This window comes from Paraburkholderia sp. FW306-2-2C-D06C (assembly GCF_058781505.1).
Genome location: NZ_JBYSWU010000023.1, coordinates 20,714 through 36,615 on the forward strand (window position 1 = coordinate 20,714; position 15,902 = coordinate 36,615).

14 protein-coding genes and 3 pseudogenes are annotated in these 15,902 nt (G+C 61.6%); 9 read left to right on the forward strand and 8 right to left on the reverse strand.

What is annotated here, in order from left to right; translation table 11 throughout:
- The first annotated feature begins 235 nt into the window (after positions 1-235).
- A complete protein-coding gene (locus AC3WLT_RS18700) occupies positions 236-838 on the forward strand; it encodes a phosphatase PAP2 family protein (protein ID WP_492593178.1) in 603 nt (200 codons plus the stop codon).
- A 210-nt stretch (positions 839-1,048) separates the two neighbouring features.
- On the opposite strand, the gene AC3WLT_RS18705 is transcribed toward AC3WLT_RS18700, so the two are convergent.
- Positions 1,049-1,762, reverse strand: coding sequence for a dienelactone hydrolase family protein (locus AC3WLT_RS18705; RefSeq protein WP_492593179.1), 714 nt, complete (start codon positions 1,760-1,762; stop codon positions 1,049-1,051).
- Positions 1,763-1,807: 45 nt separating this feature from the next.
- Here AC3WLT_RS18705 and AC3WLT_RS18710 point away from each other — a divergent pair.
- From AC3WLT_RS18710 to AC3WLT_RS18740, 7 genes and pseudogenes are all read left to right on the forward strand, one after another.
- Positions 1,808-1,921: pseudogene (locus tag AC3WLT_RS18710) on the forward strand (porin); the annotation flags it as partial.
- Positions 1,922-2,010: 89 nt separating this feature from the next.
- Positions 2,011-2,247: a hypothetical protein gene (locus AC3WLT_RS18715; protein ID WP_492593180.1), complete on the forward strand. Its 237-nt coding sequence runs from the start codon at positions 2,011-2,013 to the stop codon at positions 2,245-2,247.
- Between the two features lie 401 nt (positions 2,248-2,648).
- The gene (locus AC3WLT_RS18720) at positions 2,649-4,154 is read left to right on the forward strand and encodes an efflux transporter outer membrane subunit (RefSeq protein ID WP_492593181.1); all 1,506 of its coding nucleotides are present in this window, start codon (positions 2,649-2,651) and stop codon (positions 4,152-4,154) included.
- Between the two features lie 121 nt (positions 4,155-4,275).
- On the forward strand, positions 4,276-5,427 hold the full coding sequence (locus tag AC3WLT_RS18725; RefSeq protein WP_492593182.1) for an efflux RND transporter periplasmic adaptor subunit: 1,152 nt from the start codon (positions 4,276-4,278) through the stop codon (positions 5,425-5,427).
- 12 nt (positions 5,428-5,439) lie between these two features.
- Positions 5,440-8,493 carry an efflux RND transporter permease subunit gene (locus tag AC3WLT_RS18730; RefSeq protein WP_492593183.1) on the forward strand — a complete coding sequence of 1,018 codons (3,054 nt, stop codon included), beginning with the start codon at positions 5,440-5,442 and terminating at the stop codon, positions 8,491-8,493.
- 213 nt (positions 8,494-8,706) lie between these two features.
- On the forward strand, positions 8,707-9,009 hold the full coding sequence (locus AC3WLT_RS18735) for an ArsR/SmtB family transcription factor (RefSeq protein ID WP_492593184.1): 303 nt from the start codon (positions 8,707-8,709) through the stop codon (positions 9,007-9,009).
- An 85-nt stretch (positions 9,010-9,094) separates the two neighbouring features.
- The gene (locus AC3WLT_RS18740) at positions 9,095-10,156 is read left to right on the forward strand and encodes an alkene reductase (protein ID WP_492593185.1); all 1,062 of its coding nucleotides are present in this window, start codon (positions 9,095-9,097) and stop codon (positions 10,154-10,156) included.
- Positions 10,157-10,341: 185 nt separating this feature from the next.
- On the opposite strand, the gene AC3WLT_RS18745 is transcribed toward AC3WLT_RS18740, so the two are convergent.
- Positions 10,342-10,869, reverse strand: coding sequence for a GNAT family N-acetyltransferase (locus tag AC3WLT_RS18745; protein ID WP_492593186.1), 528 nt, complete (start codon positions 10,867-10,869; stop codon positions 10,342-10,344).
- Positions 10,870-11,027: 158 nt separating this feature from the next.
- On the opposite strand from AC3WLT_RS18745, the gene AC3WLT_RS18750 reads away from it, so the two are divergent.
- Positions 11,028-11,696 (forward strand): VTT domain-containing protein, encoded by a 669-nt coding sequence (locus AC3WLT_RS18750; RefSeq protein WP_492593187.1) that lies wholly within the window; start codon positions 11,028-11,030, stop codon positions 11,694-11,696.
- On the opposite strand, the pseudogene AC3WLT_RS18755 reads toward AC3WLT_RS18750, so the two are convergent.
- From AC3WLT_RS18755 to AC3WLT_RS18780, 6 genes and pseudogenes are all read right to left on the reverse strand, one after another.
- A pseudogene (locus AC3WLT_RS18755) lies at positions 11,650-11,862 on the reverse strand (hypothetical protein); the annotation flags it as partial. The gene AC3WLT_RS18750 and the pseudogene AC3WLT_RS18755 overlap by 47 nt on opposite strands.
- Positions 11,863-11,945: 83 nt before the next feature.
- A pseudogene (locus AC3WLT_RS18760) lies at positions 11,946-12,859 on the reverse strand (PhzF family phenazine biosynthesis protein).
- A 337-nt stretch (positions 12,860-13,196) separates the two neighbouring features.
- The gene (locus AC3WLT_RS18765) at positions 13,197-13,685 is read right to left on the reverse strand and encodes a hypothetical protein (protein ID WP_492593188.1); all 489 of its coding nucleotides are present in this window, start codon (positions 13,683-13,685) and stop codon (positions 13,197-13,199) included.
- 184 nt (positions 13,686-13,869) lie between these two features.
- Positions 13,870-14,370: a hypothetical protein gene (locus AC3WLT_RS18770; protein ID WP_492593189.1), complete on the reverse strand. Its 501-nt coding sequence runs from the start codon at positions 14,368-14,370 to the stop codon at positions 13,870-13,872.
- Positions 14,371-15,044: 674 nt separating this feature from the next.
- Complete coding sequence (locus AC3WLT_RS18775) at positions 15,045-15,515, reverse strand: GNAT family N-acetyltransferase (protein ID WP_492593190.1); 471 nt, start codon at positions 15,513-15,515, stop codon at positions 15,045-15,047.
- 51 nt (positions 15,516-15,566) lie between these two features.
- The gene (locus AC3WLT_RS18780) at positions 15,567-15,848 is read right to left on the reverse strand and encodes a hypothetical protein (protein WP_492593191.1); all 282 of its coding nucleotides are present in this window, start codon (positions 15,846-15,848) and stop codon (positions 15,567-15,569) included.
- Positions 15,849-15,902 lie beyond the last annotated feature (54 nt).

Here is a 15,902-nt window from a genome sequence, read left to right on the forward strand (position 1 = left end):
AGCCAGGGCAGTGTCTACGGACGCATCGACCTGAAGATGTGAGAGCCAATTCTCGATCGTGGCGGCCTAAGCATTTCATAAGGTTCGTTTGCTAGGATCGCTCTGCGAGAGTGTGGCGTGTTGCGGTTAGCGGCACGGCCCCCGCTGCCGTGCCGTAGTGTCGCCGGGCCCTTGCTGGTGTGCGCGCCGGCACGCGGTCCATCATTCACAACACCTCCCTCGACAAACTCACTGCATGAATACACTCGAAGCGCTCAATCAGGCGCTCTTTCTGATGATCAACGCCACGACGTCGACGCCGGCGTGGCAAATCGAGGTAGCGCGGTTGATCGCCGACTACGTCATCTATCTCGTCCCGCTGGTGCTGGTAGCCATCTGGCTATCCGGCGACGAGCATCAGCGCGGCACGGCAATCCGCGCATGTTGCGTCACCCTGCTTGCGCTCGGCGTCAATCAGCTCATCGGCCTTGTCTGGCAACACCCCCGCCCGGACGTGATCGGGCTTGGCCATACCTTCTTGCAGCATGCCTCAGACTCGTCGTTCCCAAGCGACCACGGCACCGTATTCGCAAGCATCGCCCTGACCTTGTGGTTGGGCGGCATGCGACGGTACGGCATGCTCACGCTGCTATCCGGCGTTGCAGTCGCGTGGGCGCGCGTGTTTGTCGGTGTCCATTTCCCGTTCGACATGGTGGGCGCCGTCGCCATCGCATGCCTCGCGTTCCTGCTTGTCACGCCGCTTTGGCGGCTTGGCGGATCCATGATGACGCGCGGGTTGATCGTGGTGTACCGCACGCTGCTCGCGTGGCCGATCAAGCGCGGCTGGCTATCTTCGTGAACCGCGCTGGTGAACGGCGGCGCCTGCAAGAAGCGCACTCGACACTGACCGGCGCCGAATGCGCCGGGAACGCCGCGGGCGCGCCCGGCATGGTCGCGCCGGCTATTCCGGCAACACCGCCACGGATGCTTCGCTAGTCGTCGATCGCCTCACGCTGCAACTCGAGCAGCGCCCTGCTTCGCTCCTGAAAACAGCGAGCCCGTCAGCGCGTTACCGCTGCGGCCACAGCGAGCGGCCGAGGAAGGTCAGCGTCCGGTCCCACGCCACTTGCGCCCAGACCGGATCGAACTGGGTGCCGGCGATACGGCCCGGTCCGACCGCCGTCTCGTTGGCGAACGCATGATGCGCGAGGTAACGATGAAACTCCACGTCGACATTCGCCCCCCTCAGCCTGGCTTCCAGTGCGTCGACCGTTTCAGCCTGAAAGAACGCGTCTTGCGCGGCCCAGTGACCCAGCACCGGCACCTTGATTTTTGCTGCGTCGATGTACTCGAGCGGCGGGAAGCCGTACCACACCACGCCGGCCGATAGCTCGGGGACATTGCATAGCGCCAGCAGCGTGAGCGCGCCGCCCATGCAAAAACCCGTCACACCGACTCGCTCCGAATGCTGCTTCAGGTATTGCACAGCGCCGCGAATATCCTGGCTGGCGGCGGCGCCGAAATCGAGCCCGCTCATCAGATGGTGTGCTTCTTCCTCTTCCACCGTCGATTTTCCGCGGTAAAGATCGGGGACCAGCGCCAGATAGCCAGACTGCGCGAGCCGGTCGGCCACGCCACGAATCTGGTCGTTCAAACCCCACCACTCCTGAATCACGACGATGGCGGGCGCGCCCTCGAGTTTCTGCGGCTTCGCCAGATAACCCTGAACATCCTGTCCATCAGGGCGGCGAAAGGTGATCATGGATCCCGGTGTCTGTTTCATGAGAGGCTCCTCGACTGGACGAAACCCGTAGCATAGCGCCAGTGCAAAAAGTACGACTCCGTGATCGACTACCTCGCGCGGACCACGGCCAACGGCAACTGGGCCGGCTATCTGTTCGCACACCCGTACGACAACGACAACACCGACAACTCGTTCCGCGGCGGCAGAGGCTGTGTACGGTCCCCATTAACCTTCCGCGTGCGATTAACTAAAATGAATTCATGGCCGTGTCCTGATCGGGAGGCGCCATGGGTGAATTTGCCAGCGTCGTCATGAAGTTCCTGGGATCGGCGGCGGTCCATGTCCAGTCATATGGATCTGTTGACGATCTCCTCGCCATCCTCTGTGGGCTGACTGGTCTCGCCTTTCTGGTCGTCGTTCTGCTAGTGCAGGACGGAGTGGAAAACGCCCGGAAATGGAAATCGGGATGGCTGACCGACCAGCATCATTCACATTTTGCCTGGCTGGGTCATCGCAAGCATTGACGCCGCAGCGGCGCGCTGACAACCCGCGCAGCGCACCGCAGCAATCGCATGTGTCAATCATGCTGTCGAGACGACGCGGGTTCAACGGCGGGTCCGACGCCTGCCGCGTAAAAACGCAGCCGTCAGAACCTGATCCGATGTATCAGGCGGGCAACCACGAGGCTTGCCCGGTCCAGACGGTTTCACCTCCATTTCCGCAGACACTCGATATCGCCAGTCCACCGGAGCGCGACTACATGATCTCGTGCGCGAGCGCAGCATCCGGCGCGTGCTAGGCTACGCGCAGATACCGGCCGGCGCGATGAACCCGGCGCCAGGAAAAACATCGAAAGTTCACGTTGCCTGAATATCCGCGTCCGCTCCTTCGTTTAGGCTAAACGCAGGCGACATAAGGTGGATCGATGATCGACGTTAACCAGCGTTTTGTCTGGCGGCGGCGCCTGTGCGCCGCGCTTTGCGGCTGCGCCGCATTGGCCGGCTGCATGGTCGGTCCGGACTATCGCACGCCGCCAGCGCCCTCTACCGACACCTACACCGCCACCCCTTTGCCCGAGCAGACGGCCTCCGCGCCGGGGGCCGCCGGCTTGCCGCAGCGCTTTGTCCCGGGACAGGACATTCCCGCCGCCTGGTGGGCGCTCTTTCATTGCGAGCCACTCGACACGCTGATCCGCGAGGCTTTCTCCAACAGCCCGAACGTCGCCGCGGCGCGGGCCGCATTGCGGCAGGCTCGCGAAAATTTCTCGGCGCAAGCCGGCGGCACGCTTCTGCCGAGCGTCGATGCGAAACTGGGCGCCACGCGCGAAAAATTGAACGGGATCACGTTCGGCCGTCCCGAACTCACCGAGGAATTCAATCTCTACAACGCGTCGGTGAACGTGTCGTACAAGCTCGACATAGTCGGCGGAACGCGGCGCGAACTCGAAGCGCTGCACGCGCAAGTCGACTACCAGAGTTACCAGCTGCAAGCCGCCTATCTCGCGATGTCGGCCAACATGGTGACGGCGGCGGTCAAGGAAGCGTCGCTGCGCGCCCAGATCGAAGCCACCGAGCGCATCGCCGCCGAGGAGGATGAGCAGCTCGGGGTGCTCAGCAAGCAGTTCGATCTGGGCGGCGTCGGCCGCACGGCGGTGCTCGCGCAGCAGACGCTGCTCGCGCAAACCCGCGCAACGCTGCCGCCCCTGCAGCAACAGCTCGACCAGGTGCGCCACCAGCTTGCCGTACTCGCCGGCAAACTGCCCAGCGACGCCACGCTGCCCGAATTCAGGCTCGACATGTTTTCGTTGCCCGCGACGCTGCCGGTGAGCCTGCCGTCGGCACTGGTAAGGCAGCGGCCCGACATCCTCGCCGCCGACGCCGTGCTGCATCAGGCCAGCGCGCAAATCGGCGTGGCGACGGCCGCGATGTACCCGCAGATCACGCTGTCCGCCAGCTACGGCGCCGAGGCGCTGACACCCGCGCAGGTATTCAAGGCCGGCAGCACGATCTGGAGCTTCGGCGCCAGCCTGCTGCAACCGCTCTTCCACGGCGGCCAGCTGAGTGCGCAGAAGCGCGCGGCCGAAGCAGCATACGAGCAGGCCGACGCGCAATACCGCGAAACGGTGCTGCTCGCGTTCCAGAACGTGGCGGACTCGCTGCGCGCGCTCGATCACGACGCCACCGGCATGAAAGCGCAGACCGACGCGTGGCGCGCCGCCAGCGACTCGCTCGATCTCACGCGCGGACAGTATCGGATCGGCGGCGTGAGCTACCTGTCGCTCCTCGACGCTCAACGCCAGTACCAGCAAACGGTCGTGAGCCTCGCGCAGGCGCAGGCGTCGCGCTATGCCGATACCGCGGCGCTGTTTCAGGCGCTCGGCGGCGGCTGGTGGAACGCCTCCGCCGCACCCGCCGCACCCGCAACGCAGTGACACGACCTGACAGGACACGCGCCGCGCAGCGCTCTGTCACACACGCGTTTTGCAGCACGCTCTTTCAGGAACATAAACATAAGGTTTGGCGCTTCGCCCGATGCCGAAGAAGGACATGACGATGACTGAAAAACCACGGATGGCCAGGCGGATGACGATCATGCTGATCTGTGTCGGCCTGCTGCTGGCGGCGCTCGTCGGCTTCAACCAGTTCAGGACGTACATGTTCGCCAAGCTCATGGCAGGCAATGCCGCGCCGCCCGCCACCGTCTCGGCGGTCATCGCCCGCTATCAGTCGTGGCAGCCGCAGCTTGCCGCGGTCGGCAGCCTGCGCGCCGTGCGCGGCGTCGACGTGACCACCGAAGTCGCCGGCCTCGTGCGCGAGGTCACGTTCAGCTCGGGGCAGGAAGCGAAGGCCGGACAAGTCCTTGTCCGGCTCAACGACGACGCCGACGTGGCGTTGCTCCATTCCCTGCAGGCAGCGGCAGAACTCGCGCAGACCGTCTACCACCGCGATCAGGCGCAGTACGACATCAAGGCCATCGCCAAGGCGCAACTCGACGCGGATGCCGCCGACCTGAAGGGCAAGAAGGCGCAAGTCGCGGGACAGGCCGCACTGGTCGAAAAGAAGACGATTCGCGCGCCGTTTGCGGGACGCCTCGGCATCACCACGGTCAATCCGGGGCAGTACATCAATCCAGGCGATGCGATCGTGACGCTGCAAGCCATCGACCCGATCTACGCCGACTTCTACCTGCCGCAGCAGCAACTCGGTCAGCTCGCGATCGGCCAGACCGTGGTGGTCGACACCAGCGCTTTCAACGGGCAAACGTTCACCGGCAAGGTCCAGTCGCTCAGCCCGAAAATCGATAGCGCGACGCGCAACGTGCAGATCGAAGCGAGCGTGGACAACCACGAGCGCAAGCTGCTGCCGGGCATGTACGCGAACGTGAAGATCGACGCCGGCGTTGCGCAGCGCTACCTGACCCTGCCGCAAACGGCCATCACCTACAACCCGTATGGCGCTACGGTGTTCATCGTCAAGCCGGGCACGCAAGCGAACGCGCAAGGCAAGACGCTGCCCGTCGCGCAGCAGGTGTTCGTCACCCCGGGGCCGACGCGCGGCGATCAGGTGGCGATCCTGAAGGGCGTCGCCGAAGGCACCCAGGTCGTGACGAGCGGGCAACTCAAGCTCAAGAACGGCATGCCACTCGTCATCGACAATCGCGTGCAGCCTGCGGATAATCCCAACCCGACACCTCAGGAACAATAGAGAGGCCGCGCGATGAAATTCACCGATCTCTTCATCCAGCGGCCTGTGCTCGCTTCCGTGGTCAGCCTGCTGATCCTCGTGCTCGGGCTGCGCTCGCTCGCCGCCCTGAAGGTCAGCCAGTATCCGCGGACCGAAAACGCGGTCGTGACCATCAGCACCGCCTACTACGGCGCGAACGCCGATACGGTCGCCGGCTTTATCACGCAGCCGCTCGAGGCGGCGATCGCCCAGGCGCAAGGCATCGACTATCTGTCCTCGACGAGCAGCACCGGCGTGTCGACCATTACCGCGACGCTACGCCTGAACTACGACGCGAACCGCGCACTGACTGAAATCAACACGCAGATCCAGTCGGTGCGCAACCAGTTGCCGCCGCAAGCGCAGCAGCCCGTGCTGACGGTACAGGTCGGGCAAACCACCGACGCGATGTACATGGGTTTTTACAGCGACGTGCTGCCGAGCAACAATGTGACGGACTACCTGCTGCGCGTGGTCAAGCCCAAGCTCGATTCGATCGAAGGCGTACAGACGGCCGAGATCCTGGGCGGCCGGCAGTTCGCGTTGCGCGCGTGGCTCGATTCGACGCGCCTGGCCGCGCACGGCGTGACGGCGGCCGACGTCTATACGGCACTCGGCAGAAACAACTATCTCGCGACGCTCGGCACGACCAAGGGGCAAATGGTCAGCGTCGACCTGAACGCGGGCACCGACCTGCACTCCGTCAACGACTTCAGGCAACTCGTCGTCAAGCAGAAGAACGGCGCGATCGTGCGCCTCGAGGACGTCGCGAACGTCGTGCTCGGCGCCGACAGCTACGACTTCAACGTCGCCTTCAGCGGCAAGCGTTCGGTATTCATCGGTATCAAGGTCGCGCCGGACGCGAACATACTCGACGTGGCCAAGCGCGTGCGCGCCGTCTTTCCGTCGCTGCAGGCGCAGTTCCCGGTCGGCATGACCGGGGAGATCGTTTATGACGCAACCGATTTCGTCAACACGGCGATCGCCGAAGTCATCAAGACCCTGGTCGAGGCGCTCCTCATCGTCACCGCGGTCATCTTCCTGTTTCTCGGCAGTTTCCGCGCCGTCATCGTGCCGCTGATCGCGATGCCGTTGTCGCTGATCGGCACGTTCTTCGTGATGCAGCTGCTCGGCTATTCGATCAACCTGCTGACGCTGCTCGCGCTCGTGCTCGCAATCGGACTCGTCGTGGACGACGCGATCATCGTCGTCGAAAACGTCGATCGCCACATGAAGGAGGAAGGCAAGGCGCCCTTCGAAGCCGCGCTGATCGCCGCGCGCGAACTCGGCGGACCGATCCTCGCGATGACCGTCGTGCTGGTCGCCGTGTATCTGCCGATCGGTTTCCAGGGCGGCCTGACGGGCGCCCTCTTCACTGAGTTCGCGTTCTCGCTCGCGGGTGCGGTGACGGTGTCCGGCGTGATCGCGCTGACGTTGTCGCCGATGATGTGCTCGCGCTTCTTCCGCGCGGACCAGGAGTCCGGGCGCTTCGCGCGCTTCGTCTACCGCCAGTTCGAACGCGTGCACCGCGGCTACAGCCGGCTGCTGCATGCGACGCTCGACACCTGGCCGGTATTCACCGTGATGGGCGCACTGCTGCTCGGCGGCGCGGTCTACCTCTTCATGACGTCGAAATCGGAGCTGGCGCCGCAGGAAGATCAGGGGATCGTACTGTCGCAGGTCCAGGGGCCGCCGAACGCGACGATCCAGCAGATGCAGATGTATGCGGACCAGGTGTTCGATATCTCCAGACAGCTTCCCGAATATGCGCAGATGTTCCAGCTCACCGGCGCGCCGACCCTCAACCAGGGAATCGGCGGCGTGCTGTTCAAGACATGGGACAAGCGCAGCAAGGGCGCGACCGTCTTGCAGCAGGAATTGCAGCAGAAATGGAATCAGATTGCCGGCACACGCGTCGCGGCGTTCCAGTTTCCGCCGCTGCCCGGCTCGCGAGGGCTGCCGGTGCAGTTCGTCATCAGCACGACCGAGCCTTTCGAGAATCTCAACGAGGTATCGCAGGCAGTCCTGCAAAAAGCTCGCGCGAGCGGGATGTTCTTCTTCGTCGACAGCGATCTCAAGCTCGACAAGCCGGAGGCCACGCTCGTCGTCGACCGCGACAAAGTGGCCTCGCTTGGCCTCTCGCAGAGCGACGTCGGGCAAGCGCTCGGCTCGGCGCTCGGAGGGGGTTACGTCAACTACTTTTCGATTGCCGGACGCTCGTACAAGGTCATTCCGCAGGTGTTGCAGACCGACCGCCTGAATCCGTCGCAGGTGCTCGATTATTATCTGCGCACGCCGGACGGCACTGTTATCCCGGCTTCGACGATCGCCCATATCGAACACAACGTCGTGCCGGAGTCGATCAACCACTTCCAGCAACTCAACTCAGCGACGATCTCTGGCGTGATCGTGCCCGGCGTATCGCAGGGCGAGGTGCTCGATTTCCTGCGCAAGGCGACCGCACAGGTCGCGCCGGCGGGGTATTCGGCGGATTACTCGGGCCAGTCGCGGCAGTTCGTGCAGGAATCCGGCGGCTTCGTCATCACGCTGATGTTCGCGACGATCATCGTGCTGCTCGCGCTCGCCGCGCAGTTCGAAAGTTTCCGTGACCCGATCGTGATCCTGATTTCGGTACCGATGGCGCTCTTCGGCGCGCTGATCTTCATCAACGTCGGCTTGACGACGCTCAACATCTATACGCAGGTCGGGCTCGTCACGCTGATGGGGCTCGTCAGCAAGCACGGGATTCTGATCGTGCAGTTCGCCAACGAATTGCAGCGCGCCGGCCGATCGAAGCGCGAAGCGCTGGAGGAAGCAGCGGGCGTGCGGCTGCGCCCGATTCTGATGACGACGGCCGCAATGGTGCTCGGCGTGGTGCCGCTCGTGATCGCATCGGGGGCAGGCGCCGCGGGCCGCAATGCGATGGGGCTCGTCATCTTCACGGGGCTGTCGATCGGCACCCTCTTTACCTTGTTCGTGGTGCCGGCCATGTATATGTTCCTCGCCGCGGATCACCATCACGAAACCAGGGCGCCAACAGCGGGTTAGCGCGCGTGGCAGCCGGCGCCGCGTCCGGGCAGCCGGGCCTCGCCCGGCAGCGATGAAAAAACTGACAGGCATATCAAGCCTATCGCCCCCATAGACAGTAATGGCTTCATGCATATCGTCACATTCCGATATATGATTCGCCTTGTAGCGATGCAGATGCGTGAGCCGACCGGCGCCACATCTGTTTGTTGTTCATGATTTGAAGCCACCCAGATGACGCTCGACATCGACGCGATTCATAAAGCGCTTGCCAACCCCGTGCGCCGGGAGATTCTCGGCTGGCTAAGAGAGCCGTACGCGCATTTCTCCGACCAGGAACTGCCGCTCGATCACGGCGTGTGCGCCGGCAAGATCGACGCGCGCTGCGGCCTGTCGCAGTCGACCGTGTCGGCGCACCTCGCCGCGTTGCAGCGCGCGGGTCTCGTCACGTCGAAGCGAGTCGGTCAATGGGTGTTTTTCAAACGCAACGAGCCCGTCATTCAGGCGTTTCTCGAGCACATGAACGCCGAGCTCTGAGCGGTCCATCCGCGTCGCCGCGCTTCTTTCATCACGCTGTTTTTTAAGGCCCGGGCCTTGCGCCCGCCAGGAAAGGTGAACTCTTATGCCGACTCTTTTTGACCCGCTCCAGATTGGCGACATCACGTTGCCGAACCGCATCATCATGGCGCCGCTCACGCGTCAACGCGCCGGCGAAGTCCGCGTGCCGAACGAGCTGATGGCGAAGTACTACGCCGAACGCGCCACGGCCGGGCTGATCATCAGCGAAGCCACGTCGGTGACGCCGCAAGGCGTGGGCTATGCCGAAACGCCGGGCATCTGGTCGCAGGAACAGGTCGAAGGCTGGAAAATCGTCACGAATGCCGTGCACGCCGCCGGCGGCAAGATTTTCCTGCAACTGTGGCACGTCGGCCGTATTTCGGACCCGCTGTTCCTGAACGGCGAGCTGCCGGTCGCGCCGAGCGCGATTCCCGCTCAAGGTCACGTGAGCCACGTGCGTCCGGAGCGCGCTTATGTGACGCCGCGGGCGCTGGAACTCGAAGAAATCGCCGGCGTGGTCGACGCGTTCCGCAAGGGCGCTGAAAATGCGAAACAGGCCGGTTTCGACGGCGTCGAAATCCACGGCGCGAACGGTTATCTGCTCGACCAGTTCCTGCAGGACAGCACCAACAAGCGCACCGACGCCTACGGCGGCCCGATTGAAAATCGCGCCCGCCTGCTGCTCGAAATCACCGACGCGTGTATCGACGTATGGGGCGCCAACCGTGTCGGCGTGCACCTCGCACCGCGCCGCGACGCGCATACGATGGGCGATTCCGATCCGGCCGGCACCTTCGGCTACGTGGCTCGTGAACTCGGCAAGCGCAAGATCGCGTTCATCGCCGCACGCGAAGCGCTCGGCGAAGACCGCCTCGGCCCGCAACTGAAGAAGGCGTTCGGCGGCCCGTACATCGCCAACGAAAAGTTCACCCGGGAAACCGCGCAGCAAGTGCTCGACGCGGGTGAAGCGGACGCGGTGGCGTGGGGTCAACTGTTCATCGCGAATCCGGATCTGGTGCGCCGCTTCGCAACGAATGCGCCGTTGAACAAGCCGAATCCGGCAACGTACTATGCGCGCGGCGAGACCGGCTACATCGATTATCCGACGCTGGAAACGGTGGAGTAAGCGGTAAAGTAAGCGGTAAAGTAAGCTGCGGAGCCAGCGCAGGCATATGTTGCTGCATTAAAACGGCTGGTTAGCAGAAGTAAGCTGCAAAAAGCGCGCGGCGGGTGTAACCGGAGTGAAATCCGGTGACGCCCGCCGCGTTTTTCATGCTCTACCCGATGCAAATTCCGCGCGCACCGCCAGCTTCATGCAAGATCGCGTCGCATGAACACGCGTTTCGATTCGTCGAGGCCGCGGGCAATATGCGCGTCGCGCCGCGCGATCAACGCCGCGTCGAGTTCAGCTTCTTCGATATCGCGAAAGCCGAGCCGCCGATAATACGGCGCGTTCCACGGCACCTCGCGAAACGTCGACAACGTGAGTTGCGTCACCAGTTGCGCGCGCGCGAGTTGCGCAACCTGGCCGATCAGCGCCGCACCGATGCGCTGCCCGGCATACGCCGTGAGGACATCGAGTTCCTGGACGTAGAACCTTGTTGGCTGCGGCTCGAACATCACGAACCCAACGCATGTCTGGTCGGCTGCCACGGCGACGACGATCTGCTGCGCGGCGATCTTGCGGTTGACGAGGGCCAGCTCCATCGGCGGCGCATCGGCGATACCGGCCAGGCCGACGCTGGCGAAGCGCTGACCGGCCTCGTATTCGATGCTCCGGATGGACTCGGCATCGTGTGGCGCGGCAAAACGGAAGGTGACGGCGCGAGCTTGTTGCATGGGCATTTCGTGAGCGATTCGTGAGCTTTCGTGGGCGTTCGAGGGGGTTTTTCTGGAACGACGGGCCTCGATATTGACATCATCGCGGTGAAATAAACAGGTGCATGCGGCGCCGCGGGACTACACTCCTGAACACCTGAATTCCCGTTCGACTCAAGATGGATCTGATGCATCTGCTGCAGGTCGCCCTGCACTTCGACCAGCACCTGAGCAGCCTGATCGCGCAATACGGCACCGCCGTCTACGCGATGCTGTTTCTCGTCGTGTTCGTCGAGATCGGTTTCCTGCCGCTGTTCTTCTTGCCGGGCGATCCGCTGATTTTCATTTGCGGCGGTCTCGCCGCCACCGGCGCGCTGAATGTCTGGATCGTGATTCCGGTGTTGTTTGCCGCGACTGTGGCCGGCAGCATCGTCGATTACGGGTTCGGCCGCGCGATCGGCGAAAAAGTCTATACCGCCGACTATCGCTGGCTCGACAAGCATGCGCTACATAAAGCGCACGCCTTCTACGAAGCACGCGGCGGCCTGACTTTCCTGCTGTCGCCGTTCATTGCGGTGGTGCGCACGTTCGCGCCGTTCGTCGCCGGTGTCTCGCGCATGACGTTCGCGCGTTTCGTGTCGTTCGTCACGGCCGGCGCGGCGCTGTGGATCGTGTCGCTGGTGGCGACAGGATACCTGTTCGGCAACGTGCCGCTGGTGCGCGACCATATGAGTTCGATCGTGCTGCTGGGCGTGGGACTCGGTGTCGGATCGTTGCTGGTGAGCGCAGTGTGGCGTTTCGTCAATCGCCGGTTGCGCGCCGACTTGAAGTCACGGAGATCTCCATAATGCTTTCCGCTTTGCTCGTCTTCGTGATTGCGGCAAAAGACCATAGGTCAGGTTCACCCGGTATCGGCGTACGCGACCAAAGGCAGGCGACCAGCATTTGTTGTGGCGGCGTCGGGTCGAATTGCAAAACCACGTTCTTCCCGTTTCGATCGACGTTCGCGTAGAAACGATTGACGACCATGATGCGGTGGTTGTGGCCGAACAAGAGACGCTCAACTTTCTCGATAGCGGACGCTGGCCAACGATTAACTAGTCGTCGCCCGCGAGCTGAAACGACCCTTCCATAACGCTAACGCATTTGCCGCCGACACGGACCCTTGCATGCCCACCATGCGTGTCGACTTTCGCGAACAGGATGCTCGGGCGCCCCATGTCCACGCCTTGGGCGACGCACAACGACAGTTCCGCCAAACCCCGGACCTGAGCAATGAGCGCGGCAGTTGCTGCTGTCGCGCTACCCGTGGCCGGGTCTTCCGTCATGCGCGGCGTGAACATCCGTGCCTCCAGATCACAGATAGTTCCGGTCCTGGCGCGGTCGATATCGCGCGTATAGGCGTAGATGGACACGGCACCGTCCATCGGAAGCAAGCCTTTAAACGCCACGAGATTCGGCACACACCGCCGTAGGGCATCGCGTGAAGCAAGTTCAACGACGAGGAACGGAAGGCCAACAGAGGCGACCTGAGGGGGGTGAGCATCAATCCGGACGTCGTCAGGGGCGAGTGAGAGACAAGCGGCCACCCGGCTTGCGGAGACGTGTGACAATCGCGCCAACGGTTCCGGCGCAATGAGCTCAGCGCCGACCACGGCCCCGCCCTCTTTCAGCTGGTTTACGGGAACCAGGCCAGCTAACTCCTCGAAGACGAGCCGATCTGGCAACGGATCCCGACCGGATGCCGCCTTTGCAGCGAGCACAAATGCCGTGCCGATGTTTGGGTGTCCGGCGAAGGGTATCTCGCGGCTCGGCGTAAAAATTCTCACCCAAGCAGTATTAGCGGCATCGCGGGGAGGCAACACAAATGTCGTTTCAAGTACGCGAACTCGCTTGCGATTGCCTGCATCTGATTGGTTGATAAGCCAGCGGCATCGAGTACGATCGCAACCGGATTGCCTTTAAATTTCTCGTCTGTGAACACATCAGCGGTGATATAGCGGCGATTCATTGCGCTCCTCGGTTTATTGACGACTCTCTAACGATGTACCCCCATTATCGCTATGAGCCGCCACTGAGACAGATACAGTTCTGCCCCGATAGACCGGGCCAACGCGTCGAATGACGGGTTAGTCGCGTACAGCCTCATGCAATGGCCATATTTCGCAGTGACTTTGCCTGTCGCTGATCGGCGGCACGCGACCCGTTGCCGTCACTCGGATCGTCGCACCGACAACGGCCGCATTTGAGCATCCAACGGACATCAACCATGCCAAGTCGTCTAGCCTAGAGATCCGAAACGTTCGGTCGTTCGAACTTATGCACAACGACCGCTTACCGGAAAGCGGTCATTGACGCTGACTTACCGTGACCGGGACGATTTTTTCCAGTTGGTCCAGCAACAGCTCCTTTTGCTGCTCCGGCAGCTTGACCAGACTCGGATACATGTTAATCAATGCCAGCCGTTGCGAAGACGACTTGGAGGGCAGCAGCATGAGCAACCCCGCCTTCTCACGGTCGGACAGCGATGACAGATGCGGTAGCGCGCTAAGTTGCACAAAACTGGCAGACTCTACCGAAGGTACGGCAGCTTCGTCCGTCACGGCCGACGGTGCCGATTTCCCCCCCCGTGGCGACGTGCTTTGCGCGGCCAGTGGGCTCGGTCCCGATGAAGCTTGCTGCGGGGCTGCCATTGATGCAGGGGTGGAATCCGAATCCCCTCCGCCGCATCCGGTAAGCAGCAGACTGAACAGCAGCATCCACCGGGCATGCAAAAAATGGCGCGGTGCATGTGGAACATGCCCCACGCGGCAATCAAGGTGAACGTCTTGTTGCATAGCCAAGCATCCGATGATTCAGGAAAAAGTGGGCGTGGCACCGCATGAAATGACGGTACCGGCCGCCACCGATTGCAGACGTGCCAGCGGATGCTGGCACGTCCATCCCTATGGCTTTGGACGCTCTCGCTAGTGTCGGGTTTTCCCGTTCAGTCGAATGTGCCGTAGCCTGTGCCAAGGTCAATCAAGGAATACTGAAATAAGGCCCGCTGAAGCCCTTGAATGTGATCGTATACACGAAATGCCCAAGGGTTGGGCCGGCTATCAGCTGCTTGGTCCAGTTCCCGTTGGGGCAGGTAGCCGCGTCTAGTAACTGCTGTTGGGTCGGCGCCGTCACAGTGAGCGGCGCCACTACCAGCTGCCCGTTCCTGGAAGGGCTCAGGTTGTTGAACGAAGAAGACTCCGGGAACTGCGTCTTCACATCGACGACCTGGCCGCCATGGTTTGTGCACTGCACGGTGCCTGAGTAGGTCGCTGTCAGAACCACGTCCGCATTAGTGTGGCCGACTCCCCCGATAGTGGCCCCGGTGCAGCTGACACTCTGGGTGGATGAGTCTACGGAGCATACCGGCTCGGCAGTTGCAAAATGTGCTCCGCTGGGCCCATTGGCGGCATTGGTGGTTTGGGCCCAAGCTGCGGGAGCGACCAGCACCGCAGCCAATGTAACTAAAGCTAGATTCTTCATATTTGTCTCCAAGAATATCATGGTAGGGCCTATTGAGAAATAACTGAGAAACGTTGAATAATGGGCCTCCTTTTTTAATAATAATAAAAATACGAGGACTGTTTATGGGCGATATGCCCAGCGGCAGTGGCGCAACGAGTCGGCCGAAGTATTGCTGGATTACTTAAATTCGGACAAGACAAATTAACCATCACGCGCTGCCGGCTTATATTGAGCGGGGCACGAGTGTTGAGGTATTGCCCGATGTGATGTCGACCAAGGTGCGTGACGAAGTGTTCTGAAGCAGTAACCTCCTAATTAGGATTGTTAGGCTTCTTTAAGCTGCTCGAATGTAATATAGGTCAAGTGTGTTACCAAAAATTACTTTTTTAATCCTTTTTGATTTTTCCGATAAGGACGATGTTATGGCGGAGCAATGCTATCCTTATTTATCTGGAATTATCATTTTTGGCCCGCCTCAAGGTAGCGCGCGAGGTGAGAGGCAATGCCAATTTTGCTGTGCCTAAGCCTGTTGCCTCGCTGCCGTCTGAGACTGAGCACCGGATCGATGGGGCACGCTGAGCGTCCGCTGGCCGGCCCACATCCGACGGTTGGCCGTCCGCGGCGTCCTTTGTACGAATGTCGCATCCTGGCCGAACCCGGAAGTTCGCGATGGGAACGCGGTGCCTGGAAGACTACGCATGCCGTTCCTTATGGGCCGGTGATGACGAAGGAGCAAGCACCAAAGTGGAGACCTTGCCGTCGTTTTCGATTTCGACAAAACCGATTCGGCTGTACCAGTCATAAGCAGCCCGGTTGCATACGAAGACATTCAAGTACAGCGGTTTTTGTAAGTAACTGGACAACGACATCACCTTGGCAATCGCTGCACTGCCAATCGACTTGTTTTGCATCTCCGGCACGATACAAAGCATCCGCAGCCATACGAGATCCGGTTCGACGTCCCAGTGCACAAATCCGCATCGGTTGCCTTCCCATGTAACTATTTGACAAGAGCCTTGGCGAAGGCTTTTGGCAAACCCCGCCTGTTGCAAGTCGTCGTCCCAGCCATACGCTGAGGTAACGAAACCTTTCATCGTTCGCCGGTACGTGTCAAATAGCCATTCCGAGTCTTCGGGTACGGCCTGCCGAAAATCTGGATTCATCACAACCGCCAATTCAGCGGCGCAATGGTGCGCCCTGTTCGATGGATGCCGCTAGAGTCCGTTCGTAGTGAGCCCACTGGGATGCGTGCCGTCGATGATCGACCGACCTTCCCCAAACCCCGCCTGTTCCGCCGCATCTGTGGTCAGGAAATCTGGCACCGGATGCGAGAAGTCTACCTTCTGCGCCGCATATCGAATGTCGGCTCCCGGGCGCGCCACGTAGCCAACATAGCCAAACGGGATATTCGGAGGATGAGGCGAATACTCGGGAATTGGCAAGACGCGGATCGTGAAACCATGGTACTCGTCAAAGACCTCTTTTCCTTCGGGCATGCTCGTCTCCTGCGTGGTTTTAGACAATCACAACGCCGCGCGCGGCTATGCACG

Excerpts from the sequence above, each read along its gene's own strand:
- AC3WLT_RS18700 (WP_492593178.1), top strand. The coding sequence starts at position 236 with ATGAATACACTCGAAGCGCTCAATCAGGCGCTCTTTCTGATGATCAAC.
- AC3WLT_RS18705 (WP_492593179.1), bottom strand. The coding sequence starts at position 1,762 with ATGAAACAGACACCGGGATCCATGATCACCTTTCGCCGCCCTGATGGA.
- AC3WLT_RS18715 (WP_492593180.1), top strand. The coding sequence starts at position 2,011 with ATGGGTGAATTTGCCAGCGTCGTCATGAAGTTCCTGGGATCGGCGGCG.
- AC3WLT_RS18720 (WP_492593181.1), top strand. The coding sequence starts at position 2,649 with ATGATCGACGTTAACCAGCGTTTTGTCTGGCGGCGGCGCCTGTGCGCC.
- AC3WLT_RS18725 (WP_492593182.1), top strand. The coding sequence starts at position 4,276 with ATGACTGAAAAACCACGGATGGCCAGGCGGATGACGATCATGCTGATC.
- AC3WLT_RS18730 (WP_492593183.1), top strand. The coding sequence starts at position 5,440 with ATGAAATTCACCGATCTCTTCATCCAGCGGCCTGTGCTCGCTTCCGTG.
- AC3WLT_RS18735 (WP_492593184.1), top strand. The coding sequence starts at position 8,707 with ATGACGCTCGACATCGACGCGATTCATAAAGCGCTTGCCAACCCCGTG.
- AC3WLT_RS18740 (WP_492593185.1), top strand. The coding sequence starts at position 9,095 with ATGCCGACTCTTTTTGACCCGCTCCAGATTGGCGACATCACGTTGCCG.
- AC3WLT_RS18745 (WP_492593186.1), bottom strand. The coding sequence starts at position 10,869 with ATGCAACAAGCTCGCGCCGTCACCTTCCGTTTTGCCGCGCCACACGAT.
- AC3WLT_RS18750 (WP_492593187.1), top strand. The coding sequence starts at position 11,028 with ATGGATCTGATGCATCTGCTGCAGGTCGCCCTGCACTTCGACCAGCAC.
- AC3WLT_RS18765 (WP_492593188.1), bottom strand. The coding sequence starts at position 13,685 with ATGCAACAAGACGTTCACCTTGATTGCCGCGTGGGGCATGTTCCACAT.
- AC3WLT_RS18770 (WP_492593189.1), bottom strand. The coding sequence starts at position 14,370 with ATGAAGAATCTAGCTTTAGTTACATTGGCTGCGGTGCTGGTCGCTCCC.
- AC3WLT_RS18775 (WP_492593190.1), bottom strand. The coding sequence starts at position 15,515 with ATGAATCCAGATTTTCGGCAGGCCGTACCCGAAGACTCGGAATGGCTA.
- AC3WLT_RS18780 (WP_492593191.1), bottom strand. The coding sequence starts at position 15,848 with ATGCCCGAAGGAAAAGAGGTCTTTGACGAGTACCATGGTTTCACGATC.